This window comes from Klebsiella sp. F11 (assembly GCF_056712265.1).
This window is the reverse complement of record NZ_CM160060.1, coordinates 2,931,806-2,957,156: the sequence shown is the minus strand read 5'-3', so window position 1 is coordinate 2,957,156 and position 25,351 is coordinate 2,931,806. Positions and strand designations below refer to the sequence as shown.

The following is a 25,351-nucleotide window of genomic DNA, read 5'->3' as shown; positions in this document are numbered from 1 at the left end:
CATGGCGCGACCGATGTCGCGCCATTTTTAGCCTTCGCCGCGCAGAACCTCCAGCTCCACCCGCTGGCCGTAAGAGAGCTCGAGGGTATTGCCGTCCGGGTCGGCAAAGAACACGTAGTAGCCCACCGGCTCGCCGAGCTGTTCAGGCTGCGCTGCGCAGCACCCCCTCCCGACGCGCCATCGCGGTTTTTTCATCGATCTCCTGCCGCGTCGCGCACGCTACCCCGAGATGGCCGAACGGCCCAAGCGGGGTATCGGTGTGGCTATCCGTCTGCACCAGCACCAGCGCGAACGGGCGGGTGCGGTCGCTCAGCCACGCTACGTGGCGGGCGGAGGGCAGATCGGGCGAACGCCGGTGGATCACCTGCATCGCGGCGTAGCGGCTATAAAAATCGATACTTTTTTGCAGATCGCGCACCATAAAGGCGACGTGGGTAAAACCGCTGTCTACTTCCTGCATCATGCTGCTCCTGTAAGGTCGTTTTGTTCTGCCGACAACGGTAATACCTCAGGTTAACCTGAGGTAAAGCGCGAATTGTGCCATTGGCGATCGCCAAAACGGGTAGGGCGAAGAGGCTCCCGCCGATGCGGGAGCCGGCGGAGGACGCTAGAAGTGTTCCTTAATAAAGCGGAAGGGGTATTCGGTGGATTTGGCCTTGCTCGTTTTGCGTTTAGGCAATTTGACCGGCTCGATATGCGGGTTCTTGTAGGGGATTTGCGCCAGCAGGTGGGTAATGATATTCAGGCGAACGCGCTTCTTCTCCTCCGAACGGGCGACAAACCACGGCGCCCAGGCGGTATCGGTGGCGGCGAACATCGCGTCCCGGGCGGCGGTATAGTCGTCCCAGCGGTTAAACGACTTGATGTCCATTGGCGACAGCTTCCAGATTTTGCGCCCGTCGTTGATGCGGTCGCGCAGGCGGCGCTCCTGCTCTTCCGGCGTGACCTCCAGCCAGTATTTCAGCAAGATGATCCCCGATTCCACCATGGCCCGTTCGACCATCGGCGCGCCTTCGAGGAATTTGTCGGTCTGTTCGGGGGTACAAAAGCCCATCACCCGCTCGACGCCGGCGCGGTTGTACCAGCTGCGGTCGAAGATCACTATCTCTCCGGCGGCGGGTAAAAAGGGAATATAGCGCTGATAGTAGAGCTGGCTCTTCTCGCGCTCGGTGGGCGCCGGCAGGGCGACCACCCGAAACACGCGCGGGCTGACCCGCTCAGTGATGGCTTTGATGGTGCCGCCTTTCCCGGCTCCGTCGCGCCCCTCAAACACGATGCAGACCTTCAGCCCCTGTCTGACGACCCACAGCTGCAGCTTGACCAGCTCAACGTGCAGCTTGCGCAGCGCCTTTTGATACTCTTTTTCGCCGAGCGGCTCGATTTTACCGGCGCGATCGCTGGCTTTGCTCTTTTTCTTGTTGCCCATGGGCTCTTCTCCGTCGTCAACAGCGCCGGGTTAAGCGCGCTACTATGAAGTGTAATAACCGCGCCAGCGGGCGGCGGAAAATATTCATTCTCCGCGCCGTCCGGTTATTTAGCGAATGATGCGGCCGTTGGGCTTTGGCTGGAGTTCGGTTGCGCTGGCCGCCGCGCGCCGCTTCCGGCCCGGCGCGCGGGGCCGAAGGTTTAATCCGTGAACGGCTCACCGAGGGTTAGCATCAGGCGATTGGCCCAGGCGAAAAATGCCGCGGATTGCAGCAGGTCGAGCTGGGCGAGGATATCGAGCCCCTGGCGCTCAACGGCGGCGAGGTGAGCGGCGCCGAGCGCCGACGGAGTGACCGAGACCGCGGCGGCAAAATCAATCTCCGCCTGCCAGCGCGCCGACTGGCCGTCGCTGAGATTATCGCCCGGCGTTACCGCCAGCAGGGTTTCCACCGCCGTCTCCTCTTTTGCCAGCTGGGCCGCCTTGCGGGCGTGCACCGACGCGCAATAAATACAGCCGTTAACTTTGCTGGCCACCGTCGCCGCCAGCTCCCTTTCGGCGCGCGGCAGCCCGCCCGGCGTATAGAAAATACCTTTATCGGTTAGCGTGCGCTGCTCCAGCAGCGGCTGATTGCGGGCCAGCAGGCGAAAGTAGGGCGAGTCGCTGTGGCCATATTTCGCCAGAATATCCTGTTCGTCCGCGCTGAATTCGTCCAGCGGCCTGGCGGCGATCCACGGCTCCCAGCTCAGCTCGTCGCGGGTGAAGCGCACCGGCGCGCGCTTACCGCTGACCGTCTGCGGCGCGGTATGCCAGAAGCCGGCCACCACCGGCGTCTCGGCGCTGGCCGCTGGCTTACCGTTCAGCAGCCGCAGCCCGGCGACCAGCCGGCTCTGGAAGCTCACAAAGGCGATTAGCTGGGCGAGGGTGACCACCGCCCGCAGGCTCCAGCCGGCGTGAGTTAACGCCTGCAGCGCCGCTGGCGTCGCCTCGATCGGGGTAAAGGTCAGCAGGCGGGCAAACCCCAGCGCCGGGATCAGCCGCGGCGAGGTCGGGTCGGCAAGGCCAAACCCGGCATAGTGGGCGGCGAGGGAGTCGGCATGGTGCAGCTTGGCCACCTTCGCGGCGACCGCAAAGCGCTCGCTCAGGGGGAAATCCTCCTCCTGCTGGCCGAACAGCGTTTCATAGCTGCCCTGGGCATGGCTGGTGGCCGCCTCGCGTACCGCGCGGGCCTCGGCCAGGGCGGAATTCGGGGCAATCTCGGCCAGCTCAGCCAAAATATCCTGACTCAGTGTCATGGTGACTCCTTACTGTAGTTGCGGGGCAATATGCTGAGCGATCAGCTCAATGGAGCGCAGCGTGTCGCGATGCGCCGGCTCAACGGAGTGGACCTGGAACGAAATATCGGTCACCCGCGCCAGCACGCTATCCTGCGCCAGCGAAGCCTGCACCTGCTCGACGTCGCCGACGTGAGCATCCAGCTGAGAGAGATAATCGGTGACGGTGTCACCAATAAGCTGATGTCCGGCAGCGCGGTGCGCCGCCGCCTGACGGCGCAGACCCGGCTCCGCCACCTGCAGGGCGTACTGCCGGCTGTCGGCAATAAACGCGGTGCGCGAGGCGAGGATCCTCGGCGCGACGCCCGCCGGCAAAGCGTTGAGGTAGGCGTCAATAATCGGATTCTGGATGGCGTCCAGCGGCAGCCGCGGCTGACCGACGGGGCGCGGCTGGGTGCGGGAGAGCATCAGCCCGTGACCGGCCTGGCCCGCGCGGATGGCCCCTTCGGCGGAAAACGTGGCAATCCATATGCGTTCGGCGAGCTGCGGCGCCGGCGGGTAGAGATGGTTATCCGGATGGGTCAGCGAATCGCCGCGCCAGGCGCTGTGGATCAGATACAGGTGTTCGGCAAACACCTCCGCCCGCCGTTCGCTGGTCAAGCCAAACGGTAAAAAGGAGGTCGCCGTGCCGCCTGAACCAAAGCCCACCTCAAGCCGCCCGTCCGCGAGCAGATCCAGCACCGCCGCGTCTTCGGCGACGCGTAGCGGATTTTCCATCGGCAGGGTAATGATGGCGGTGCCAAGGCGAATACGCTCGGTATGCGCGGCGGCATGGGCGAGAAACACCAGCGGCGACGGCAGGCCGCCCTCATGCTCATGGAAATGGTGCTGCGCAATCCACGCGCTATCGAAGCCGAGACGTTCGGCGTGGCGGATCTGCTCGGTCGCCAGGCGGTAGCGCTCCTTCGGCGCCGCATCGTCCAGCAAACGGGTGAAAAAGCCCAGACGTTTACGCGTCATGCAACCTCCTTGCTTAGGGTGGAAAAGTGGGGAATAGCGGCGATAAGTTCGCGGGTGTAATCGTGCTGCGGCGCGGCGAACAGGCGGCTAACCTCGCCGTGTTCGACAACCTGGCCGGCGCGCAGGACCGTCACGCTGTGGGCGATGCGGCGCACCGTGGCCAGATCGTGGGTAATAAACAGATAGGTCAGCCCCAGCTGCTGCTGGAGCTGCTGCAGCAGGGCCAGAATTTGCGCCTGCACCGTGACGTCGAGCGCCGAGGTGGCTTCATCCAGCACCAGAATGGTTGGCTCCAGTACCAGCGCGCGGGCGATGGCCACCCGCTGGCGCTGGCCGCCGGAGAGCTCGCGGGCGGTTCGCGCCAGCAGCTCAGGGGCGAGGGCCACCTTGGCGGCAACCGCCTCGACGCGGGCGCGCCGCAGGGGCGGGCTGAGTCGGTCAAAGTTCTTCAGCGGCTCTTCGATAATTTCCCGCAGCGTCTGCCGCGGATCGAGGGAGGCGAACGGGTTTTGATAGACGAACTGAATTTTGCGCCGCAGCTGGCGCTGCGCTTCGCGGCTTAAATGTCCGGCGTTGATGCCGTCAATGGCAATCTCGCCGCTATCGGCGTGCTCAAAGCCGAGCAGGATCCGCGCGAGGGTGGTTTTTCCCGAACCGGATTCGCCGACCAGCGCGTGGGTGCTGCCGCGCCGCACCGCAAAGCTCACGCTATCCAGCGCCTGCAGATGCGAATGGCCCAGCGAAAAGCGCTTGCTGACGCCTTCGAGACGCATGGCCGACGTCGCCAGCCCGCGTCCGCCCGCCGGGGCGATAGTCAGGTTTTGCCCCTGCAGGTCGCTGAGCAGCTGGCGGGTGTAGGCGTGCTGCGGGGCACGGATCACCTCCGCCGTGGCGCCATGCTCCTGAATCTCGCCGTGGCGAAACACCAGCAGGCGGTCGGCGCGCTGCGCCGCCAGCGCCAGATCGTGGGTCACAAACAGCACCGCGGTGCCGGATTCGCGACGCAGGGTATCGAGCAGGTCGAGAATGCGCTTTTGTACCGTGACGTCGAGGGCGCTGGTGGGCTCGTCGGCGATGATTAAATCGGGCTTCAGGGCGATGGCTATGGCGATCAGCACCCGCTGCTTCATGCCGCCGGAGAGCTGGTGTGGGTACTGGTTAAAACGCTGTTCGGGATGGCTCAGGCCGACTTTCTCCAGCAGCGCCAGCACCTGCTGCCTGCGCCCGGCGGCGCTGTCCTTTTGATGCAGGCGGAGGATCTCCCCGAGCTGGGCGCCGATGGTCTGCACCGGGTTCAGCGAGTTGCCGGGGTCCTGGGGCACCAGGCTGATGCGCGCGCCGCGCAGGCTATCGAGCCGTTTTGCCGACCAGCCGCTGATATCCTCGGCGTTAATGACGATCCGTCCGCCGTCGCGGCGAGCGTTATCCGCCAGCAGGCCGATAATCGCCTGGGCGGTGGTGCTCTTGCCGGAGCCGGACTCGCCGACAAACGCCAGCATTTCGCCGCGCCTGATGCTAAAGCTGATGCCATGCACCACCTCGCGCCACTGCTGCCCGCTACGGTAGCTGATGCGCAGGTTTTCGACGCTTAATACGTTCATGCGCGTTCTCCGCTAAATTGACGGCTGATGCGGTTGGCGGCGAGCACTACCGCCACCACCGCCACGCCGGGGAAGGTGGTCAGCCACCAGGCGGTTGCAAGATAATTGCGCCCTTCGGCAATCAGCAGCCCCCATTCCGGGACCGGGGGCGGAGTGCCGTAGCCGAGGAAGCTCAGGGTGGAGAGCGCGAGGATCGCCTGACCGAACTGCAGGGTGGCGAAGGCCAGCACCGCGGTCAGCGAATTCGGCAGAATATGCCGCCAGAAGACGGCGAAGAAGGTCCCGCCGCTGCCGTAAGCCGCTTCGACGTAATCGCTATGGCGTACGCGAACCACCTCCGCCCGCGCCAGGCGGGCAAAGCTGGCAATCGCCGCGACGCCAACGGCCACGGCGGCGTTAACGGTGCCGAAGCCGAGGATAATGATCACCGTCAGCGACAGCAGCAGCGAAGGGATCGCCAGCAGAACGTCAACCAGCCGCATCACCACCGACTCGACGCGTCCGGCGGCGGCCCCGGCAAGGGTGCCGAGCGCGCTGCCGACGATCAGCCCGATGGCGACCGCCGCCAGCGCCGCGCTGAGGGAGTGCACGGCGCCGTAAACAATTCGCGCCCACAGGTCGCGACCCAACTGGTCGGTGCCGAGCCAGTGCCCGGCCTGCGGCGGCAGGCGCTGGGCGCCGGGTATCCCTTCCAGCGGATTCCAGGAGGTAAAAAGCTGCGGCGCGACGGCCAGCAGGGCGGCGGTAACGATGACCGCCCAGGCCAGCCACAGCCCCGGCTGCAGGCGCAGGCTGCGCCGGCTAAACGTCCGGCGGTGGGCGGCGATAGCGTAATCGACCAGGCTCATAGGGCACCTCCGGCAAGCGGTTTCAGGCGCGGATCGAACAGCGGCATCAGCAGATCGACCAGCAGATTAATCAGCACGAAGCCTAGGGCCGAGATCATCACCACCGCCTGCAACACGGCGATATCCTGATTATTCACCGCCTGCTGGGTGAGCTGCCCGAGCCCGCCGCGGCCAAATACGGTTTCGGTAATCAGCGCCCCGGCAATCAGTTCGCCGAGCAGCAGGCCGGCAATGTTCAGTACCGGCAGCAGGGCGTTGCCGATGACGTGTCGCCACAGGACGCCGGTTTCGCTCATCCCTTTGGCCCGGGCGACGGCAACAAAGGGCTGCGCGGCAACCTGATCCATGCTGCGCAGCAGAATTTGCGCCAGCGGCGCGGAGATCGGCACCGCCACGGCAATAATCGGCAGAATCAGCCCCTGTAGCGGGCCGGGGTTGATCACCGGGATCCAGCGCAGCTGGAAGGAGAACAGCTGAATCAGGGCGATGCCGAGCCAGAAGGTGGGCAGGGAGATAAACAGCACCGGCAGCGATTGCAGGGCGTTGCTCAGCCAGCGTAGTCCCGGCAGCCGCGCGGCGAAGGCGAGGGTAAAGGCCAGCGCGATCGCCGCGATAAAGGCCGGAAACGCGAGGCTCAGGGTTTGCGGAAGATTGCTGGCGAGCAGCGCGTTGACCGCGATCCCCGCCTGCAGCGAGTAGCCAAAATCGCCGCGCAGCATCGCCAGCAGGCTGTGCAAATACTGACGCCACAGCGGGCTATCGGCGCCGTAGGCGAGGCGCATTTCGGCAATTTGCACCGGGCTGAGGCCAAGATCCGGATTCTGGAACTTGATCAGCACCGCATCGCCCGGCAGAACCTGCAGCAGCACGAAGGAGAGGGTGAACGCCGCCCACAGCACCAGTAAACCCTGGCCCAGCCGGCTTAGAAGATAGCGGCTCATCATCGGCTCCTTAACGCTTGTCGAGCCACGCGCCGTAGAACGACGGGCGGCCAACCGCTTCAAAACTGACGCCTTTCACCCATTTCGCCCCGGCAAACACCTGCGGCTCTTCAAAGATCGGGATTACGTAGGCGTTATCCAGCAGATAGCGCTGGGCGTCGCCGGTGAGCTGCAGGCGCTTTTGCGCGTCAACTTCGGCGGAGATGGCGGTGAGCAGGGCGTTGAGCTTATCGTCGCGGAAGCTCTGCACCTTGTCGCTGGAGCCGCCTTTTTGCAGCAGAGCATCGCGGTTGCCCGGGAAGAACATGCTTTTCACCACGTCCGGATCGGCGCGGCCGACCTCGGAAACGGTGAGCGGCGTTTTCAGCGGATCGAGGTTATCGAGGGTCCGGCTGCCGGCGTCTCCGGCCTTGACGCTGAGCACCACGCCGACCTGCCGCCACTGTTGAGCAACCAGCTGCAGCACCTCTTTATTTTGCGGCTGCGGCAGCGATTCATAGACCGTCAGCGCCAGCCGCTGGCCATCTTTGGCGCGAATACCATCGGCGGCCGTCTTCCAGCCCGCTTCGTCCAGCAGGGCGTTGGCCTTCGCCGGGTCGAAGGTTAGCCTGTCGCTGAGGTTGACATAGCCCGCCGCCGAGCTGGCGATGGCCGAGGTGGCCTGCGGATAGTTGGCGGAAAACAGCGTCTCGACGACCTGCTTCGCGTTGGTGGCATGCAGCAGCGCCTGGCGAACGCGCAGGTCGGAAACCAGCGGGTTATCCGGGCGGAAGCTCAGGCTATCGTTCACTCCGCGAGTCGGCGCGGCGTAGATGGTAAAGCCCTGGTCGGTGGCCTGCTTTTCATCGTAGGCCTGAACCTGGCGGATAAAGTCGGCCTGGCCCGCCAGCAGCGCGCCGATGCGCACGCTATCTTCCGGGGTGACGATAAAGGTAATGCCGTTGAGGTTCGCCGGCCCCTGCTGCGGCAGGTTTTTCGGCCCCCAGCGGTAATCTTTGCGCGCCACCAGCGTCAGCTCGCGGCCCGGCTTTTCATCCTTAACACTGAACGGGCCGGAGCCGATAATGTTGCGCGCATCGCCGAGCTCTTCGAAGTTGCGCTGCAGCGTGCTAAGCGACACCAGCCCCGAGCCGATGGTCGCCGTGCCCTGCAGGAAGCCGGGAGAGGGCTTTTTGAAATAGAACTTTACCGTCAGCGGGTCGATGACCTCGCTGCGATCGTAGTTGTTTATCACCTCCGAGACCGGCAGGCGGTGGGCCTTATCCCCCAGTCCGTAGGTATCGAAGTTTTTCGCAACCGCGTTGGCGTCCAGCGGGGTGCCGTCGGAGAAGGTGACGCCGGGGCGCAGCCTGAAGGTATATTCGGTTTTGTCGGCGTTAGTGCTCCAGCTTTCGGCAATCCACGGCTCGACCGCTAAGGTTTTGGGGTTCTGCCAGGTCAGCTTATCGGTGATCTGGTTGAGGATCCCGCCGTTGGGGTAGAAGCCGCCGGCGGGTGGATAGAGGTTGGTGTGCGGCTGCTGCTCAAGATAAATCAGGGTGCCGCCTTTAATCGGCGTATCGGCGGCCCAGGCTGAAAAGGCGCCTGATAAAAAGAGTGCTGCCAGCGCGGGCAGGCGAAAACGGCTTTGCATGGTGAATTCCTTTGTTATCTATTGCGTTGCCATCATCGGGCGCGGTTATTAACAAAGGAACAAAGGAATTGCGCTAAGCATGTGCATAAAAAGCATTAATATCCGCCATCGCTTCGGCAGCACGCGCGCCGGCGACGGCCACGCGCCTGAGGCAGCCTTGCTGCGGCGTGAATCATTTCGGGGACTTTATTTTTTGGCTGGCACTAATCTCATAAGTTTATAAAAAGATTGAGATGAGACTTAGAGCCTATCCCAAAAGGAATTATCGTATAATACGTTACGGTAATTTCTGAGGGGGAATGTATGGCGGGTAGCAAGTGGCAGATCAGCGACGAACTATGGGAAAAAATGGCTCCACTCATCCCGGAGCATAAAACCAGCCACCCACTGGGGACTCATCGTAGACGCGTTGATAACCGTGCTGCCATGGATGCCATATTCTTCGTCCTCAGGACCGGTTGCCAGTGGAACGCCCTGAACGCCACCGGGATATGTTCATCGAGTTCTGCACACCGACGCTTCCAGGAATGGCGCGATGCGGGAGTCTTCGAACGCTTCTGGCAGAACGGTTTGCTTGCCTGCGAACATCTGGACGGCATTGACTGGTCCTGGCTGTCGATGGACGGCTGTATGACCAAATCGCCATTGTCAGGAACAAAAAAACAGGCCGTAATCCCACGGACAGAGGGAAACAAGGCGTAAAGCGTAGCCTGCTGACAGACGCCAACGGGCTTCCTCTGTCGCTGGTTGTTGCAGCAGCGAACACGCACGATATCAAACTGGTTGCAGATACGCTCGATGCACTTCAGACGGGGCGTCCGGGGCAAAAACTCAGACTCTGCCTGGACAAAGGTTACGAAGCTGGCTGGCTGAAAACGTATCTACAGAGCCGCCGCTACGAGCCGCATATCCAGTCCCGTAAAGAGGAGTCTGATGCAGGTAAAAACACCGACTTCAAAGCCCATCGCTGGGTTGTCGAGAGGACTCATAGCTGGATGAATCGCTTTCGCCGGGTTCTGACCCGATGGGAAAAGAAGGCCGAAAATTACGAGGCCATGTTGCATTTTGCCTGCGGCATCATTGTCTGGAACAAAATCCTATTGGGATAGGCTCTTAAGGTTGATAAATTACCGGCTGACAAATGAATGTCGCTAAACGGGGAAAGGGTCATGCGGAAATATTTACTGGCGCTGACGGTGGTGATATTAACCGGCTGCGCCGCGGCGCCGAATTTACCGCCGACCGATACGATCACCACAGTTAAGCCGATCTCAACCGGCGTTATTGCGGCATCCAATAAATACACCTATCGGTTTTATCGGGACGGCGCTCCGCAGGAGTATCAGCGCTATAGCACCTTCTACCAGCGCTTTAATCAAGTCGCTTCGGGCGTGCGGGTAAACTTTGCGGTTAAGCAACATGAGGTGGTGGCGGAATATCTGGTGGTGCTTGATAAGCGCAAACTGGACGCGGCGCAGCAGACGGTATTAACCAATGAATACAGAGCGACGGCGCTGGATAGCGAACATCTTGGCGTGCTGTTTAAGGCGAGCGGCTACTGGACGGAAGCGGTTCCTGGCGAGCTGGAAGAGTCATATCGGCTCTCCCGCCCGGTGGTGGTCTCGATCAACGATCGAACGCAAACCATTTCGACCCTCGGGACGATTGCGCTGATCCCGCTGGTGCCGCTGTTCCCGCTGTACATGATGTACGGCTGCGCGACCGGGCCGTGCGTTTAGCGTGAATTTACGCCTCTCCCCAGGCGAGGAGAGGCGTAAATTCAGCAGCGCTTCATGTTGCAGGGGGCGCCGCGTTTTTTCCATTACGTTGACCTGCTGGTCGTGAGTGACAACGGCAGCTCTTATGCTTTCTCCTTGATATAAAGGACAAATTACGTCGCGTTCTCTATGAATAACGCTCACTAATGATTAATCTTCATGCCGTTTAATTCATATTTATTAGTTAAAGATGCTGTGTAAATGGTAGTGGATAGCAAAAATTCCGTTATTTTGGCAGAACTATGGCTGTTAATATTTATGACATCAATTGGTCATACTCCTTTCATGGCCGACCGGCAGGCTGTTAGCGGACAATTAATGAGATGGTCACTCCCTCTTCCTGAGCACTATGCTGAAAACAGGTTTAATTCGGAGAAGCATCATGGAAAACATTGCACTTATTGGTATCGACCTGGGTAAAAATTCCTTTCATATTCATTGTCAGGATCAGCACGGTAAAGCGATTTATCGAAAAAAATTTACCAGGCAAAAACTGTATGAATTTCTTGCAACATGCCCGGCGACAACCGTCGTAATGGAAGCCTGCGGTGGAGCTCATTTCATGGTGCGTAAACTATTCGAACTGGGGCATACGCCAAAGCTGATATCCCCTCAGTTTGTTCGCCCATTTGTTAAAACGAATAAAAATGACTTTGTTGATGCAGAAGCCATCTGTGAAGCAGCATCACGACCATCCATGCGATTTGTCAGGCCCCGCACAGAATCTCAGCAGGCTATGCATGCCTTGCACCGGGTCAGAGAATCTCTGGTCAGCGACAGGGTCAAAACCACAAACCAGATACAGGCATTTTTACTGGAATTTGGTGTGAGCGCACCAAAAGGTCCGGCGCTGATAAAGCGACTCGCAGAAATCATGGAGACAAACAATCTTCCGCCTTACATAACCGGCTTGCTGGAAAAACTGCGCAAACATTACGATTATCTTGTTGAGCAAATTAAAGATCTGGAGATTCAACTGCAAATATCGCTCGGCGAAGACGATGCCGGCCAGCACTTACTCTCCATCCCCTGTGTCGGTCCTTTAACTGCAAGCCTGCTTTCTACTCAACTGGGAGATGGTAAACAGTATGGCAGCAGCCGGGATTTTGCTGCCTCAACAGGTCTGGTGCCCCGGCAGTACAGCACGGGAGGACGGACTACCCTGACGGGCATCAGTAAACGGGGAAATAAAAGGCTGCGGGCATTGCTGGTTCAGTGTTCCCGGGTCTATCTGCGGACGCTGGAGAGCCGGACAGGGAAGCTTGCCGACTGGGTCAGGGGATTATTGCTGCGGAAAAATAATTTTGTCGTGACCTGTGCTCTGGCAAACAAACTGGCCAGGATTGCCTGGGCGATGACGACCCGAAAGCAGTGTTTTGAGGCGTAATTATCGGATGTATTTACATGTCTGAACAGTGACTCACCTGGTTTTGCGAATACTGATTATTGATGATATTAACGGCTAACCGGCCCGACGAAAAACCTGTGTATAGGAATGGCTGATTAAGGTCGCTCAATTTATAAGGTTCGTCAGGCGCGGAACTCATCGGGGCGCGGGCATACACAACCCATTCAGACGCCGGATAGATTCATGCAAGCCAACAATATTTTCAGTATCGGTATTGCAAAAACGGGAGTGACCATAGATTCCTATAACAACAGAGTGATAACCCAATGCATCTGGTAAAAAACATCCTCGCCGCAACGCTGCTCTTCTCCGCCGCCGCTCAGGCCGACAACGTGCTGGATTTCCCGCAGCCGGAAAACAATCCGGAGGAGTTTTACGCGGTCACCGAAATTCCGACCGGCGGCATTATCAAATATGAAACCGACGCCAAAACCGGGTTTATCATCGCCGATCGTTTCCAGTCGATGCCGGTGGCTTACCCGGCCAACTACGGTTCGCTGACCCAGTCGCTGGCCGGCGATGGCGACCCGCTTGATGTGGTGTTCTATACCCGCGCGCCGATGGCGCCCGGCACCTTAATTAAGCTGCGGGCGATTGGCGTGCTGAAGATGATCGATGGCGGTGAGAAGGACGATAAAATCATCGCCGTGCCGGCCAGCAAAATTGACCCAACCTATGATGATATTAAGAACATCAGCGATCTGCCGAAAATTGAGCAGGAGCGCCTGCAGGCCTTCTTCCGGGTCTATAAGCAGCTGCCGGATGGCCGCAAAAAGGTCGAACTGAACGGTTTTAACGATGCTGCGGCGGCGAAGCAGGAAATTAAACAGGCATGGGATGCCTGGAAAGCGAAAAAGCCGCAGTAATAGACTAAACGAAGCCCGGCCCTGGCTTGACGCCTCGGGCCGGGCGGGTTTGCGTTTAACTCAGTCTGGCATTGATGTCTGCGATCTCCTTACGCCACTGCGCCTGCAGCTGCGGTTTTTGATGCTTCGGCCTGCGCGCCATATCTTCAGCCAGGCGCCGTTCGAGGCTAATCAGCCGTTCCAGCAGCGCATCGCTCTCCTCTGCGCGCATCACCGCCTCCGGTGCCCGCGCTGGCCGTTCGCAATGGCCGGTAATGTTACGCAGCCGGGCATAGACCTCGTCCACATCATGCCATTCGCTGAGACCCTGATCGTCGATAAGCCAGAAGCGGTTACAGCTGCTGGCGATCAGCTGACGGTCATGGCTCACCAGCAGCAGGCCTCCGGGGTAGTCCCGCAGCGTAGCCGCCAGCGCCTCTTTGCCTTCCATATCAAGATGGTTGGTGGGCTCATCTAACAGCAGCAGGCTATAGCGCGCCAGCGACAGCCCGACAAACAGTAGCCGGGAGCGTTCGCCTCCGCTCAGAGTGCTGACCTTCTGCCCGTGACGGGCCCAGCCGAAGCCGGCGGCAATCAGCGCGCGTTTCCGCGCCTCCGCCGCCGGGGCGAAGGCTTCGAGCGCCTCCAGCAGGCTATGATTATCCTCCAGCTGCTGCAGCGTCTGGTCATAGTAGCCCGGATTAAGGCGCGGATGCAGACGCAGCCCGGCGTCCGGTGCCGGCTGCTGCAGCTGTCGCCACAGCAGGCGCAGCAGCGACGATTTCCCGCCGCCGTTGCGGCCCATGATGGCGACCCGATCGCCGCTTTTCAGCCGCGCCAGCCCGGTGGTAAAGAGGGCGGGCAGCCCCGGCGCCGGCGGCACCGGCAGACGTTCCATCTCCAGCAGCCGGTCGGCCTGCACCGCGTCGCCGTGTAGCGCCAGCCGCCACGGCGTTCCGTCGGTGACGCTGGTTTGGTTCTCCTGGAGACGCTGCACCTGTTTTTCCATCTGTTTGGCCTTGCGCGAGAGGCTCTCGTTGTCATAGACCTGACCCCAGGCCGCCAGGCGTTTAGCGCTGACGGTGACGCGGTCGATCTCCTTTTGCTCGGCCTTATGGCGCAGGGCATCGCTTTCGTCCTGCTCCTCCAGCGCCTGACGGGCCGCGCTGCAGGGGAGGGAGAAGGCGTGCATGCTGTTGTCGCGCAGGATCCAGCTGGTATTAGTTACAGCATCCAGTAAGAGGTTGTCATGTGACACCACCACGAAGCTCCCCTGCCAGGTTTGCAGGAAGCTTTCCAGCCACAGCAGGGTCGGCAGATCGAGATGGTTGCCGGGCTCGTCAAGCAGCAGCAGATCGGGCTGCTGAATCAGGGCCCGCGCCAGCAGCAGCCGGGTATGCTGGCCGCCGCTGAGGGTGGCCGCCTGCCGATCGAAGCCGCCGACGTCAAAGCCCATTTCGGCCAGCAGTCGCTCCGCCTGCCAGCGATGGTTTTCCCGATCCGCCGCGGGTAGGCGCGCCAGTACCGCCTGCACCAGCGATTGCGCCAATAGCGCCTGCGGCAGATGCTGCTCCACCCGGGCCAGCAGGCAGTGGTTAGCCAGCGCCACCTGGCCGGAATTGGGCGTAAGCGTGCCGTCGAGTACCTGCAGTAGGGTACTTTTCCCGCAGCCGTTGTAGCCCATCAGGCCAATGCGGTCGCCTTTTTTGAGGGTAAAGGAGAGATCGTTGAATAACGGGCCAAACGGCATTTCAACGTACAGAGATTGTGCGGTTAAGAGTGTGCTCATTGTGACTTACTCAAGAGTTACAGGCATGAGAATGCCTCGTCAAACATCGCTGACGATAACCCGGTAAGCCCGAGGGAAGGGGACTAAAGTTTGGTTTCTTCGCTCAAGCTAAAGTTATCGCAGCACGATACCGATAACGCTTGAGGGGGTGCGATCGCCAAATGTATGTGAAAAATTAAACATTTCACAGTACGGCATGGGATCCTCCTTTTTTATTCAGTTAGTTGACAGGTGCAGGCAGTGTAGAGGGAGAACGCGGCTTTAGCCAGCGGCTAAAAATGGGGGGATGGGACAAAAAAGCGGGCCCGTTGGGCCCGCCGTGTTCGCTGCGATTCAGATGAATCGCGCTTAAATCGACGTCCGGCGATAGTTGCGATACTCCGGCTGCCAGAAGTTATCGTTGATCGACTGGAGCAGCGCCTCGGCGGAGGTTTTCACCGCCACGCCCTGCTCCTGGGCGACTTTACCTACCGCAAAGGCGATGGCGCGCGACACGGTCTGAATATCCTTCAGCTCCGGCAGCACCGGGCCTTCGCCGTTGTTCACCAGCGGCGAGTGCTTCGCCAACGTTTCGCTGGCGGCCATCAGCATATCCTCGGTGACCCGCGAGGCGCCGGAGGCGATCACCCCGAGACCAATGCCGGGGAAGATATAAGAGTTATTGCACTGGGCAATCACGTACTGCTTGCCTTTCAGCGTCACCGGCGCAAACGGGCTGCCGGTAGCGACCAGCGCTTCGCCGTCGGTCCAGCTGAGAATGTTCTGCGGCGTTGCTTCCACCCGGGATGTGGGGTTCGATAGCGGCATCACGATCGGCCGCGGGCAGTGCTTATGCATCTCGCGAATAATCTCTTCGGTGAACAGCCCCGGCTGGCCGGAAACGCCGATCAGAATGTCGGGCTTGACGTTGCGCACCACGTCCAGCAGCGAGAGGACGTCGCTGCTGGTATCCCACTGCAGCAGGTTGTCCCGCTTCTGTACCAGCTTGCTCTGGAACGACAGCAGGTTCGGCATTGCGTCGGTGAGCAGGCCGAAGCGATCGACCATAAAGACGCGCTGGCGCGCGGCTTCCTCGCTGAGTCCTTCGCGCTGGATCTGGGCGACGATCTGCTCGGCGATACCGCAGCCCGCGGAACCGGCGCCGAGGAAGACAATTTTCTGTTCGCTCAGCTGGCTGCCGGCGCCGCGGCTGGCGGCGATCAGCGTACCCACGGTGACCGACGCGGTGCCCTGGATATCATCGTTGAACGAGCAGATTTCATTCCGGTAGCGGTTAAGCAGCGGCATGGCGTTCTTCTGCGCAAAATCTTCAAACTGCAGCAGCACGTCCGGCCAGCGATGCTTAATGGCCTGGATAACGTCATCAACGAACTGATAGTACTCGTCATCGGTGATGCGCGGGTGACGCCAGCCCATATACAGCGGGTCGTCGAGCAGCTGCTGATTGTTGGTTCCGACGTCCAGCACCACCGGCAGGGTGTAGGCCGGGCTGATGCCACCGCAGGTGGTGTACAGCGACAGCTTCCCGATAGGGATCCCCATCCCGCCGATTCCCTGATCGCCGAGGCCGAGAATACGCTCGCCGTCGGTGACCACGATCACCTTCACGTTGTGGTTAGGCACGTTTTGCAGGATATCGTCGAGGTTATGCCGGTTCTGGTAGGAGATAAATACGCCGCGGGCGCGGCGGTAGATCTCGGAGAAGCGTTCGCAGGCGGCGCCGACCGTTGGGGTATAGATGACCGGCATCATCTCTTCAAGATGGTTGCCAATCAGGCGATAAAACAGGGTTTCGTTGGTGTCCTGGATGTTGCGCAGGTAAATGTGCTTGTCGATCTCGGTTTTGAATCCCTGATACTGGATCCACGCGCGCTCGGCCTGCTCTTCGATGGTTTCGACCACTTCCGGCAGCAGGCCCAGCAGGTTGAAGCTGCTGCGCTCTTCGGCGCTGAAGGCGCTGCCTTTGTTAAGAAGCGGAAACTCGAGCAGGACGGGGCCCGCGTAGGGGATGTACAGGGAACGGTTTTTTTTATGGGTGAATTGCATCGCACTAACTCCTTGATAATCGCTTCAGGCCCGGCGCGGCGATAGACGAGCGGGCTGGCGGGGAATGCTGCGGGCAGAGTATAGAGCAGTTGCTGTTTAAAGAGGGGAGATAGCGTTAAAAAAAAACACCATCCTGACGAAAGGACGGTGTTTTTATCATCACTCAGTCGGGGAATCAGCCCGCGCGGCGTTTACGGCCGGTGGCGTGAACGTGGTTGACGGTGGTTTCCTCGTCGCCGTCCAGCACCACTTTTTTCTGCTGGGACAGCTTATAGTTCAGACCGAGAAGATGACGTGCCTGATGGTTCGATTTCATTCTTACTCCTTAATCCACTTCTGTTTCAAGGACAAGCCCGGCGTAACCGGACGAAATGTAACCCTAACGGCGGCCCGTTAACCGAACCGCGCTATCTATGGTGGTCTATATTTTCACCAATGGCAACCTCACCTTCGCGGATTAGGAACAGTCCGCGCCTACCACTTCATCTCGCCGGTGTTCACCTTCGCACTCAGCTCCAGCGAGCTCTCTTCCGCCAGCTTCGGCCAGTGCTGCTTCATCTCTTTAATCACCCCGGCGGAATCTTTATGGTTCTTCAGCGCCTGCTCAAACTGCTGCAGATAGTCGCGGGTAAAGGCGATCGCGCGGTCGCCCGCCGGCGGGGTGCCGAGATAGTGTCCCGGGATCACCTGCTGCGGATGCAGGGCGGCCATGTCGTCGAGGGTTTTGCGCCACTGCAGGCGGCTTTCGGCGGTCTGGGTATCGGCAGTCCAGACGTGCATGTCCCAGGCGACGCCGGTCCCGCCCAGAATGGCTTTGTTAGCCGGGATCCACACGAAGGCGGCGTAGCTATTCGGCTCGCGGATTTCGACCTTCTCGCCGTCGATGGTAAAGGTGCCGGCCTCAATGACCTGCGGAGCATAGACCTGCCGCGGGGCGCCGTCTTTCATCTGCGGGCCCCAGTAGGCCAGCTTCGCGGCCTTGGTGGCGTTAATGTGATTGACCACTTCCTGCGTCGCAACGATTTTCGCCTGCGGGAAGGCTTTAACCAGCGGCTCGAGGCCGAAGTAGAAATCCGGGTCGCCGGAGGTGATCACGATGCGGGTCAGCGGCTTGCCGTTTTTGCGGATCATCTCAACCAGCTTTTCGCCATCCTTGACGCTGAACTGGGCGTCAAACAGCACCGCTTCGTGGGGGCCGGAGGCCAGCGTCGAGTTGACGGCGAAAATGCCTTTATCCTGCGGGTTGTAGGTCTGCAGCTGCAGCGGCGCGGCGAAGGCGGCGCTGCTGAACAGGGCGGTGGCGATGGCAAGGGTCGATAGTTTCATGATTGTTTTCTCAATGTCGGGTGAATAACGCTATTTTACGCATTTCCCGATTTGCGAAAATTCCTGAAAAAAGAGATGCTGAGTTTCATAAAACGTGCAGATGGAAACGACGTATGGATCGAATAATCGCCGCCAGGGTATATATCCGCATTTGCGAGCTCGGCAGCCTTAGCGCCGCGGCGCGGGCGCTGGGCATGTCGCGGCCGATGGTCAGCCGCTATCTTGAGCAGATGGAGCACTGGGCCGGCAGCCGCCTGATCCACCGCTCCACGCGTCGGCTAACGCTTACCGCCGCCGGAGAGAAGGTGCTGCAAAAAACGCGCAGCCTGACGCAGCTATCGGACGAAATTGCCGGGCAAACCGCGCGGGCGGTGCCCAGCGGTACGCTGCGGGTGGCCTGCGCCCACTTTACCGCCATGCAGCTCATTTCCCCGCTACTGCCGGATTTTCTGGCCCGCTACCCGCAGCTGCGCCTTGAGCTGGATATCAATAACCATCCGGTGAGCCTGATCGGCGAACGCATCGACGTCGCCATCCGCATCACCGATAACCCGGAGCCGGGAGCCATCGCCCGCCGGCTGGGGGTCTGCCGGTCGGTGCTCTGCGCCTCCCCGCGCTGGCTGCAGCTGAACGGCCAGCCACAGACGCCCGACGACCTGAGCCGGCACAACTGCCTGCACTACAGCCACTTCGCCACCCAGACCTGGCAGTTTATCTCCCCCGAAGGCGAGAACGCGGCGGTGGCGGTGACGGGAAATTTAAGCGCCGGGATTTCCTCGCTGCTGCTGGAGGCGGCGGTGGCCGGCTGCGGTATTGCCATGCTCCCCGAGCTTGAGGCCCAGCGCGCGCTGAGCTGCGGGGAGTTGAAGCCGATCCTGCCCGGCTGGACGCCGAAGCCGCTGAGCGTTTTCGGTCTCTATCTTTCACGCGACTACCAGCCCAGCGCGCTGCCGCTGTTTCTCGATGACATTCAGCAGCGGCTGGCGCAGCCCGCGAACGCGTAGCTTTGTCGGACTCTTCACTAAAGGAATGGAACCATGATGGTATTTAAACCGATGCAGGAGGCCGAGTACGCGGCGTATCTTGCGTACTTTATCCCTGATTATGCCGCTGAAATCGCTAATAATTATGGACTTTCACCTGCGGATGCTTACGCTCAGGCGCAGCGGGAGATCGCCGGGAGTCTCCCCGACGGCGCCAGCACGCCGGGCCAGGTGTTACTCTGCCTGATTGAGCGCGTCGGGGATGCCGAGCGGCACGTGGGCTACCTGTGGTATAAGCCGGATGCCGACATGCGTTCCGCCTTTATTTGCGACTTCTATATTCACCCCGACAGTCAAGGGAAGGGGTTGGGCAAACAGGCGATGGCGGCGCTGGAAAACGATCTCAGGCGGCAGGGCTTCATGCAGATAAAGCTGCGGGTCGCCGGGGATAACGCCCGCGCCCGTCACCTGTATGAGGCCAGCGGCTTTGGGATCACCGGCGTCAATATGAGTAAGAATATCGCGCCGGACGGCGGGGAAAAATGACAACGAGATAAATGACGCAGGCCGAATCCGCCATCCGCTCCTATACTTACTCCTTTAACGTCAAAAAAGGAGCGAATCCATGGCAATTCATAAGAAAGGTCAAGCGCACTGGGAAGGGGATTTGAAAAGCGGTAAAGGAACCGTCTCAACGGAGAGCGGGGCGCTGGACCAGCAACCTTATGGCTTCAACACCCGCTTTGAAGGCGTCAAGGGCACCAACCCGGAAGAGCTTATCGGCGCCGCCCATGCGGCCTGCTTCTCAATGGCGCTATCGCTGATGCTGGGTGAAGAAGGGTATACGCCAACCTCGATTGATACGGTCGCCGTCGTGACTCTCGATAAATCCGCCGGCGGCTTCGCCATTACCAGGGTGGCGCTGCAGAGCAAGATCGTCCTGCCGGGCATCGCCGACGCGGCTTTCGAAAGCATCATTCACAAAGCGAAGGCCGGCTGCCCGGTTTCGCAGGTGCTTAATGCCGAAGTGAGCCTGGATTATCAGCTCAATCCGTAACCGCGACTCCCTCCGCTATTTCCGTCCACGGTGCCCGCGACCTGCGGGCACCGTGCATTTTGTGCCGGCAAATGAGTCCGCCGTCGAATAGTGGTATGTTTTGCCTGTTACGCAATGGAACAGGCACAGCAATGACCAGCATACGCGGCATGATTGAAGCGCAGGTATTGGGTTTAACCGGCATGGCGCTGAAAGAGATTGATTTTGAACACCCGCCCGGCGAGCCGGGGCTGTTTGGCCCGCGTTCGGCTATCTGGCCGGTGCACGGCGACTTTACCTCAATGCTCTGTGGCGGCATCAGCGCGCTGCTGCTGCAGATGCTCCACCCGCTGGCGCTGGCCGGCGTCTGGGATCACTCTAACTTCCGCGAAGATATCTTTGGCCGCCTGCGGCGTACCAGCCAGTTCATTTCGGCGACTACTTTTGGCACCACCGCTGACGCCGAGCGGCTGATCGCGAAGATCAGGGCGATTCATCTGCAGGTGCGCGGGCAGGATCGGGACGGCACGCCGTACGAAGCCAGCGACCCGGCGCTATTAACCTGGGTACACGTTGCCGAGTGCAGCAGCTTTATGGCCTCGCATCTGCGCTACCGGCGAACCGTGGTGAGCGACGCGCGCCAGGCGCAGTATTTCGCCGAGGCCGCAGAGATTGCCCACCGCCTCGGCGCGCGGGATATTCCCGTCACGCCGCGGCAGGTGGCGGAGTATCTGCAGGATATGCGTCCGCGCCTGCGCTGCGACGAACGCACTCAGGAGGTCGCCCGGGTGTTGTTTGCCACCCGCCTGCCCGGACGGCTGAGCCAGCCCGTGGGCCAGCTGATGATGCGCGCGGGAGTCGATCTGCTGCCGCCCTGGGCGCAGGAGATGCTCTCCCTCAGGATGGGTCGCCTGCAGCGGCACTCTACCCGGCTGGCGGTGCACGGCATTGCCCGCGTGCTGCGCGCTTCGGTGCGTAACGGCGCCTGGCACTGCGCGATGCGCCGGATGAACGGCGGCGTTTTATAAACCGGCAACCATTAACCCGGTTAATATAGTGGTTATCGCTGCTGCGGTTTTATTATTGCCCGGAGCCGGGACCGCATATTGCCGGGTAAATAAAAAGAGACCATAATCAGCCGGCCATTAATCCATCGCTGGTGAGTGGTAGATAATTAACGCCTTGTCGTGTTAGTGCTCAATAAAATAAGCCAGTGGCGTAATAGATAATATTAAGCCATGCTCAATGGCATTCATCAGGAAGTAGTACAATGATTATCCGACCAGAACAACACTGGTTCCTTCGCCTGTTTGACTGGCACGGCTCGGTGCTGTCAAAAATCGTTTTTCGCCTGCTGCTCAACGTGCTGATGTCGATTATCGCGATTATTAGCTATCAGTGGTACGAGCAGCTGGGGATCCATTTAACCGTCGCGCCGTTTAGCCTGCTGGGCATCGCCATCGCCATTTTTCTCGGCTTTCGCAACAGCGCCGGCTACAACCGCTACGTCGAGGCGCGAAACCTGTGGGGAACGGTATTAATTGCCGAGCGCACGCTTATGCGCCAGCTGAAAAATATTCTGCCCGCCGCCGCCCAGACGCATAAAAAAATCGCCAGCTACCTGATTGCCTTTAGCTGGAGCCTGAAACACCAGCTGCGCAACACCGATCCCAGCGCCGACCTTCACCGCCTGCTGCCGCGCGAGGCGGTGGCGGAAATTACCGCCAGCTCGATGCCAACTAACCGGATCCTGCTGCTGGTAGGCAATGAGCTGGGCCAGCTGCGCGAGGCGGGGAAGGTCAGCGATATCACCTACGGCCTGATGGATAATAAGCTCGATGAGCTGGCGCACGTGCTGGGCGGCTGCGAACGTATAGCGACGACGCCGGTGCCTTTTGCCTACACCCTGATTTTACAACGTACCGTCTATCTGTTCTGCACGCTGCTGCCGTTTGCGCTGGTTGGCGACCTGCACTATATGACGCCGTTTGTCTCGGTCTTTATCTCCTACACCTTTTTGTCATGGGATTCGCTGGCGGAGGAGCTGGAGGATCCGTTCGGCGTCGCCGCCAACGATCTGCCGCTCAACGCAATGTGCAACACCATCGAGCGCAATCTGCTGGATATGACCGGACAGCATCCGCTGCTGGAAAAATTTCAGCCCGACCGCTACTACAACCTGACCTGATCCCCGCCGCGCTGCCAATGTTAAATAAGTTAAATCTAATGTGTGATAGATAACATTGATTATACAGATTCGGCCTTGATTGTTATTCTTTCGTTAACAAAACCCTCACCGGCGGCGGCTATTAACCGCACGTCGGCGAGCGGCCACAAAAACGGTGCCGATCGATCTGCTATAGCGGTCTGCCGCACGCATTGACCTGCCTGGCGACGGTGCATTCAGGAGCTAGCATGAACAAAAAAAGACGCGCAGTGCCGGGGGTTCATCCCTATGACGGCCCGGCCGGCGGCTGGGGCGCGCTGAAAGCCACCGCCATCGCCGTTCGCACCCAGATGGATGCTCTCGATGCCCCCGCGACGCTGCTGCGCACCAATCAGCCGGACGGTTTTGACTGCCCGGGCTGCGCATGGCCGGATAAAGAACACAAATCAACCTTCCAGTTTTGCGAAAATGGCGCCAAGGCGGTGACCTGGGAAGCGACCAGCAAGCGCGTCACCGCCGAATTTCTGGCGGCCAATTCGGTAAGCTCGCTGCTGGCGAAAAGCGATTTTGAGCTCGAGGGCTACGGCCGCTTAACCGATCCGCTGGTCTACGACCGCGCCAGCGACACCCTGCGCCCGGTCTCCTGGGAGAGCGCCTTCGCGCGAATCGGCGAGGTTGTCAGCCGCACGCGGCCGGAAGAGGTTGAATTCTACACCTCCGGACGGGCCTCCAACGAGGCTGCCTATATGTTTCAGCTGTTCGCCCGCGAGCTGGGTACCAACAACTTCCCGGACTGTTCCAATATGTGCCACGAGGCAACCAGCGTCGGGCTGCCGCAATCCATTGGTATTGGGAAAGGGACGGTTTCGCTGGATGATTTTGACAAAACCGAGCTGGTCATTTCCATCGGTCACAACCCGGGAACCAACCACCCGCGGATGATGGGAACGCTGCACGAGCTGTCGCGGCGCGGAGTGCCGATTATTGTCCTCAACCCGCTAAAAGAGCGGGCGCTGGAGCGTTTTGCCGACCCGCAGAACGTGATCGAAATGGCGACCTATCGTTCAACTAACATCGCCTCGACCTATTTCCAGGTCAAGGCCGGCGGCGACGCCGCGGCGCTGAAGGGGATTGCCAAAGCGCTGCTGCAGATGGATGACGATCTGGATAATGTTCTCGACGGCGCGTTTATTGCCGAACATACGCAGAACTTTCCGGCTTTTGCCGAAGACCTGCGCCTGACCCGCTGGCACGACATCGAGCGCGAGTCGGGTCTGACCCGCGACGACCTGCAGCGCGTTGCCGCGGCCTATGCCAAATCCAACGCCACCATCGTCACCTACGGCATGGGCATCACCCAGCATAACAAGGGCACCTCCAACGTGCGCCTGATCGCCGACCTGCTGCTGATGCGCGGCAATATCGGCAAGCCGGGAGCCGGGATCTGTCCGCTGCGCGGGCACTCCAACGTGCAGGGCAACCGCACCGTCGGGATTACCGAAAAGCCGAGCGCCAGCTTCCTTGCTAACCTGCAGCGAGAGTTTGGCTTTGTGCCGCCGCAGGCGCATGGCCACGACGCGGTGAAGGCGCTGGAAGCGATGATTGTGGGGAAATCGAAGGTGCTGCTCTGCCTCGGCGGCAATTTTGCCGTCGCCATGCCCGATCGTCAGCAGGCCTTCCCGGCGATGCAGAAGCTGGATCTGAGCGTGCACGTTGGCACCAAGCTCAACCGCTCGCACCTGCTGATGGCCAAAGAGACCTATATTCTGCCCTGTCTGGGGCGCACCGAACTCGACCTCCAGGAGAGCGGCCGCCAGTCGATTACCGTTGAGGATTCGATGTCGATGGTCCACGCCTCGTCGGGCAAGCTGAAGCCGGCTTCGCCGCAGCTGCGTTCGGAACCAGCCATCGTCGCCGGGATGGCGATGGCGACGCTGGCGAACAGCAAAGTTGACTGGCTGGCGCTGGTAGCCAACTACGATCGCATCCGCGAGCTGATTGAACGCACCGTTCCCGGCTTTGAAAACTACAATCAGCGCATTCGGCACCCGGGCGGTTTTCGCATGCCGCTGCCGCCTACCGAACGAGTCTGGCCGACGCCTACGGGCAAAGCGATGTTCTCGGTTTTCGACGGCGTCCATGAGAACGTGCAGGTGGACGGCGAGGACGTGATGCGCCTGGTGACGCTGCGCAGCCACGATCAGTACAACACCACGATTTATGCCCTCGATGACCGCTATCGCGGAGTTTTTGGCCGCCGCGACGTGCTGTTTATGAACGAGCAGGACATGGAAAATATGGGGCTGGAGCACGGCGACCGGGTTGATATCAGTACCGCGCTGCCGGACAGCCACCAGCGGCTTGAGAACATTACGGTGGTGGCCTACAGCATTGCGCCGGGCACCGTGGGCACCTATTACCCGGAGGCTAACGTCCTGGTTCCGCTCAACTATCTTGATCAGGAGAGCGGCACACCATCCTACAAATCGGTGCCGATTCGCCTGACCCTGCGCTCGAAAGAGATCCTACCCATCGCGGGAATACGCTAATACCTCCCGCGCTTCGTCGCCGGCGACCGCTGGCGACGAGGCCCCATCAGCGCGGCGTCAGAATAAGCCTGATGCCCAGCGCAACAAACCCGACGGCAAAGCACAGGTTCAGACTCCGCAGGATCGCCGGGCGCGCGAGAACGTGCCGGCGCACGGCGGCGGAAAAGGCGCCATAGAGCATAAACACCAGCAGAGTCATCAGCATAAAAATCGCGCTCAGCAGCAGCATATCTTCCGTCGGCGAGGGGGAATCGCTGCGCATAAACTGCGGTAAAAACGCCAGGAAAAAGAGCGGAAGCTTGGGATTAAGCAGGTTGATCAATACCGCATGAACGATGATTTTACCCGCCGTTCGCGTGGTATCTGCCGCGTCGAGGCGCAGCGAACCGCGCTGCCTGAGCGTTGTCCACGCCAGGTACAATAGCCAGGCGACGCCGAGATAGCGCACCCCCTCAAACGCCAGCGGGCTGCCGTGTAGAATGGCCGCCAGCCCGGTCACCGCCGCCAGCATATGCGGAATAATCCCCAGCGTGCAGCCCAGCGCGGCGGCGTAGCTCATTCTGCTGCCGGCGGAGAGCCCGGTTGCGATGGTGTAGAGCGCGCCGGTGCCGGGGGCGACGACAACGATCAGGGAGGTAATAATAAATTCAGGCGTGATAAGCGACATAGCATGCTCTTCGTTTC

Annotated in this window: 22 protein-coding genes and 1 pseudogene; 10 read left to right on the top strand and 13 right to left on the bottom strand. The window is 60.2% G+C overall.

Annotated features, from left to right (window positions below; all coding sequences use genetic code 11):
- Positions 1 to 27: 27 nt before the first annotated feature.
- The 8 genes and pseudogenes from AC1M2H_RS14710 to AC1M2H_RS14675 all read right to left on the bottom strand — a co-directional run bounded on the left by AC1M2H_RS14710 (position 28) and on the right by AC1M2H_RS14675 (position 8,740).
- A pseudogene (locus AC1M2H_RS14710) lies at positions 28 to 460 on the bottom strand (VOC family protein).
- A 147-nt stretch (positions 461 to 607) separates the two neighbouring features.
- Positions 608 to 1,426, bottom strand: a complete 819-nt coding sequence (gene ppk2, locus AC1M2H_RS14705) for a polyphosphate kinase 2 (RefSeq protein WP_480147885.1) — start codon at positions 1,424 to 1,426, stop codon at positions 608 to 610.
- A gap of 200 nt (positions 1,427 to 1,626) precedes the next feature.
- Positions 1,627 to 2,718 (bottom strand): alkylhydroperoxidase domain protein, encoded by a 1,092-nt coding sequence (locus tag AC1M2H_RS14700; protein ID WP_480147884.1) that lies wholly within the window; start codon positions 2,716 to 2,718, stop codon positions 1,627 to 1,629.
- A gap of 9 nt (positions 2,719 to 2,727) precedes the next feature.
- Positions 2,728 to 3,717 carry a putative FMN-dependent luciferase-like monooxygenase gene (locus AC1M2H_RS14695; RefSeq protein ID WP_480147883.1) on the bottom strand — a complete coding sequence of 330 codons (990 nt, stop codon included), beginning with the start codon at positions 3,715 to 3,717 and terminating at the stop codon, positions 2,728 to 2,730.
- Positions 3,714 to 5,318: a dipeptide ABC transporter ATP-binding protein gene (locus AC1M2H_RS14690; protein ID WP_480147882.1), complete on the bottom strand. Its 1,605-nt coding sequence runs from the start codon at positions 5,316 to 5,318 to the stop codon at positions 3,714 to 3,716. The genes AC1M2H_RS14695 and AC1M2H_RS14690 overlap by 4 nt, the downstream gene beginning before the upstream one ends.
- On the bottom strand, positions 5,315 to 6,166 hold the full coding sequence (locus AC1M2H_RS14685) for an ABC transporter permease (RefSeq protein WP_480147881.1): 852 nt from the start codon (positions 6,164 to 6,166) through the stop codon (positions 5,315 to 5,317). Before AC1M2H_RS14685 ends, AC1M2H_RS14690 begins: the two co-directional genes overlap by 4 nt.
- A complete protein-coding gene (locus AC1M2H_RS14680) occupies positions 6,163 to 7,107 on the bottom strand; it encodes an ABC transporter permease (RefSeq protein WP_480147880.1) in 945 nt (314 codons plus the stop codon). Before AC1M2H_RS14680 ends, AC1M2H_RS14685 begins: the two co-directional genes overlap by 4 nt.
- A gap of 10 nt (positions 7,108 to 7,117) precedes the next feature.
- Positions 7,118 to 8,740 (bottom strand): TIGR04028 family ABC transporter substrate-binding protein, encoded by a 1,623-nt coding sequence (locus AC1M2H_RS14675; RefSeq protein WP_480147879.1) that lies wholly within the window; start codon positions 8,738 to 8,740, stop codon positions 7,118 to 7,120.
- A 303-nt stretch (positions 8,741 to 9,043) separates the two neighbouring features.
- Here AC1M2H_RS14675 and AC1M2H_RS14670 point away from each other — a divergent pair.
- The 4 genes from AC1M2H_RS14670 to AC1M2H_RS14655 all read left to right on the top strand — a co-directional run bounded on the left by AC1M2H_RS14670 (position 9,044) and on the right by AC1M2H_RS14655 (position 12,792).
- Positions 9,044 to 9,849 (top strand): IS5 family transposase gene (locus AC1M2H_RS14670; protein WP_480147878.1). Its coding sequence is split into 2 segments (ribosomal slippage): positions 9,044 to 9,394 and positions 9,397 to 9,849, totalling 804 coding nucleotides; the frame shifts between segments, so codons are not numbered across the junction.
- A 60-nt stretch (positions 9,850 to 9,909) separates the two neighbouring features.
- A complete protein-coding gene (locus AC1M2H_RS14665; RefSeq protein WP_480147877.1) occupies positions 9,910 to 10,479 on the top strand; it encodes a hypothetical protein in 570 nt (189 codons plus the stop codon).
- A gap of 421 nt (positions 10,480 to 10,900) precedes the next feature.
- Entirely contained in the window at positions 10,901 to 11,905 is a 1,005-nt protein-coding gene (locus AC1M2H_RS14660) for an IS110 family RNA-guided transposase (RefSeq protein WP_480147876.1), read from the top strand.
- Between the two features lie 287 nt (positions 11,906 to 12,192).
- Positions 12,193 to 12,792 (top strand): inorganic diphosphatase, encoded by a 600-nt coding sequence (locus tag AC1M2H_RS14655; RefSeq protein ID WP_480147875.1) that lies wholly within the window; start codon positions 12,193 to 12,195, stop codon positions 12,790 to 12,792.
- 55 nt (positions 12,793 to 12,847) lie between these two features.
- Here AC1M2H_RS14655 and AC1M2H_RS14650 read toward each other — a convergent pair whose 3' ends face one another.
- The 4 genes from AC1M2H_RS14650 to AC1M2H_RS14635 all read right to left on the bottom strand — a co-directional run bounded on the left by AC1M2H_RS14650 (position 12,848) and on the right by AC1M2H_RS14635 (position 17,932).
- Positions 12,848 to 14,560, bottom strand: coding sequence for an ABC-F family ATP-binding cassette domain-containing protein (locus AC1M2H_RS14650; protein WP_480147874.1), 1,713 nt, complete (start codon positions 14,558 to 14,560; stop codon positions 12,848 to 12,850).
- 348 nt (positions 14,561 to 14,908) lie between these two features.
- Complete coding sequence (locus AC1M2H_RS14645; protein WP_480147873.1) at positions 14,909 to 16,606, bottom strand: NAD-dependent malic enzyme; 1,698 nt, start codon at positions 16,604 to 16,606, stop codon at positions 14,909 to 14,911.
- 175 nt (positions 16,607 to 16,781) lie between these two features.
- A complete protein-coding gene (gene sra, locus AC1M2H_RS14640) occupies positions 16,782 to 16,922 on the bottom strand; it encodes a stationary-phase-induced ribosome-associated protein (protein ID WP_480147872.1) in 141 nt (46 codons plus the stop codon).
- A gap of 158 nt (positions 16,923 to 17,080) precedes the next feature.
- On the bottom strand, positions 17,081 to 17,932 hold the full coding sequence (locus tag AC1M2H_RS14635; RefSeq protein ID WP_480147871.1) for a Vmh family MBL fold metallo-hydrolase: 852 nt from the start codon (positions 17,930 to 17,932) through the stop codon (positions 17,081 to 17,083).
- A gap of 113 nt (positions 17,933 to 18,045) precedes the next feature.
- Between AC1M2H_RS14635 and AC1M2H_RS14630 the strand changes: the two genes are divergently transcribed.
- The 6 genes from AC1M2H_RS14630 to AC1M2H_RS14605 all read left to right on the top strand — a co-directional run bounded on the left by AC1M2H_RS14630 (position 18,046) and on the right by AC1M2H_RS14605 (position 24,667).
- Positions 18,046 to 18,936 carry a LysR family transcriptional regulator gene (locus AC1M2H_RS14630; protein WP_480147870.1) on the top strand — a complete coding sequence of 297 codons (891 nt, stop codon included), beginning with the start codon at positions 18,046 to 18,048 and terminating at the stop codon, positions 18,934 to 18,936.
- Positions 18,937 to 18,969: 33 nt separating this feature from the next.
- On the top strand, positions 18,970 to 19,461 hold the full coding sequence (locus AC1M2H_RS14625) for a GNAT family N-acetyltransferase (protein ID WP_480147869.1): 492 nt from the start codon (positions 18,970 to 18,972) through the stop codon (positions 19,459 to 19,461).
- Positions 19,462 to 19,540: 79 nt separating this feature from the next.
- Positions 19,541 to 19,972, top strand: coding sequence for an OsmC family protein (locus AC1M2H_RS14620; protein ID WP_480147868.1), 432 nt, complete (start codon positions 19,541 to 19,543; stop codon positions 19,970 to 19,972).
- A gap of 131 nt (positions 19,973 to 20,103) precedes the next feature.
- Positions 20,104 to 20,979: an oxygenase MpaB family protein gene (locus tag AC1M2H_RS14615; protein WP_480147867.1), complete on the top strand. Its 876-nt coding sequence runs from the start codon at positions 20,104 to 20,106 to the stop codon at positions 20,977 to 20,979.
- A 242-nt stretch (positions 20,980 to 21,221) separates the two neighbouring features.
- On the top strand, positions 21,222 to 22,139 hold the full coding sequence (locus tag AC1M2H_RS14610) for a bestrophin family protein (protein WP_480147866.1): 918 nt from the start codon (positions 21,222 to 21,224) through the stop codon (positions 22,137 to 22,139).
- Between the two features lie 227 nt (positions 22,140 to 22,366).
- Positions 22,367 to 24,667, top strand: coding sequence for an FdhF/YdeP family oxidoreductase (locus AC1M2H_RS14605; RefSeq protein WP_480147865.1), 2,301 nt, complete (start codon positions 22,367 to 22,369; stop codon positions 24,665 to 24,667).
- 46 nt (positions 24,668 to 24,713) lie between these two features.
- Here the strand turns inward: AC1M2H_RS14605 and AC1M2H_RS14600 are convergent, their stop codons facing one another.
- Positions 24,714 to 25,334, bottom strand: a complete 621-nt coding sequence (locus AC1M2H_RS14600; RefSeq protein ID WP_480147864.1) for a LysE family translocator — start codon at positions 25,332 to 25,334, stop codon at positions 24,714 to 24,716.
- Positions 25,335 to 25,351: the final 17 nt, after the last annotated feature.

Coding starts and splice junctions, on each gene's coding strand:
- ppk2 (WP_480147885.1), bottom strand. CDS start 1,426: ATGGGCAACAAGAAAAAGAGCAAAGCCAGCGATCGCGCCGGTAAAATC.
- AC1M2H_RS14700 (WP_480147884.1), bottom strand. CDS start 2,718: ATGACACTGAGTCAGGATATTTTGGCTGAGCTGGCCGAGATTGCCCCG.
- AC1M2H_RS14695 (WP_480147883.1), bottom strand. CDS start 3,717: ATGACGCGTAAACGTCTGGGCTTTTTCACCCGTTTGCTGGACGATGCG.
- AC1M2H_RS14690 (WP_480147882.1), bottom strand. CDS start 5,318: ATGAACGTATTAAGCGTCGAAAACCTGCGCATCAGCTACCGTAGCGGG.
- AC1M2H_RS14685 (WP_480147881.1), bottom strand. CDS start 6,166: ATGAGCCTGGTCGATTACGCTATCGCCGCCCACCGCCGGACGTTTAGC.
- AC1M2H_RS14680 (WP_480147880.1), bottom strand. CDS start 7,107: ATGAGCCGCTATCTTCTAAGCCGGCTGGGCCAGGGTTTACTGGTGCTG.
- AC1M2H_RS14675 (WP_480147879.1), bottom strand. CDS start 8,740: ATGCAAAGCCGTTTTCGCCTGCCCGCGCTGGCAGCACTCTTTTTATCA.
- AC1M2H_RS14665 (WP_480147877.1), top strand. CDS start 9,910: ATGCGGAAATATTTACTGGCGCTGACGGTGGTGATATTAACCGGCTGC.
- AC1M2H_RS14660 (WP_480147876.1), top strand. CDS start 10,901: ATGGAAAACATTGCACTTATTGGTATCGACCTGGGTAAAAATTCCTTT.
- AC1M2H_RS14655 (WP_480147875.1), top strand. CDS start 12,193: ATGCATCTGGTAAAAAACATCCTCGCCGCAACGCTGCTCTTCTCCGCC.
- AC1M2H_RS14650 (WP_480147874.1), bottom strand. CDS start 14,560: ATGAGCACACTCTTAACCGCACAATCTCTGTACGTTGAAATGCCGTTT.
- AC1M2H_RS14645 (WP_480147873.1), bottom strand. CDS start 16,606: ATGCAATTCACCCATAAAAAAAACCGTTCCCTGTACATCCCCTACGCG.
- sra (WP_480147872.1), bottom strand. CDS start 16,922: ATGAAATCGAACCATCAGGCACGTCATCTTCTCGGTCTGAACTATAAG.
- AC1M2H_RS14635 (WP_480147871.1), bottom strand. CDS start 17,932: ATGAAACTATCGACCCTTGCCATCGCCACCGCCCTGTTCAGCAGCGCC.
- AC1M2H_RS14630 (WP_480147870.1), top strand. CDS start 18,046: ATGGATCGAATAATCGCCGCCAGGGTATATATCCGCATTTGCGAGCTC.
- AC1M2H_RS14625 (WP_480147869.1), top strand. CDS start 18,970: ATGATGGTATTTAAACCGATGCAGGAGGCCGAGTACGCGGCGTATCTT.
- AC1M2H_RS14620 (WP_480147868.1), top strand. CDS start 19,541: ATGGCAATTCATAAGAAAGGTCAAGCGCACTGGGAAGGGGATTTGAAA.
- AC1M2H_RS14615 (WP_480147867.1), top strand. CDS start 20,104: ATGACCAGCATACGCGGCATGATTGAAGCGCAGGTATTGGGTTTAACC.
- AC1M2H_RS14610 (WP_480147866.1), top strand. CDS start 21,222: ATGATTATCCGACCAGAACAACACTGGTTCCTTCGCCTGTTTGACTGG.
- AC1M2H_RS14605 (WP_480147865.1), top strand. CDS start 22,367: ATGAACAAAAAAAGACGCGCAGTGCCGGGGGTTCATCCCTATGACGGC.
- AC1M2H_RS14600 (WP_480147864.1), bottom strand. CDS start 25,334: ATGTCGCTTATCACGCCTGAATTTATTATTACCTCCCTGATCGTTGTC.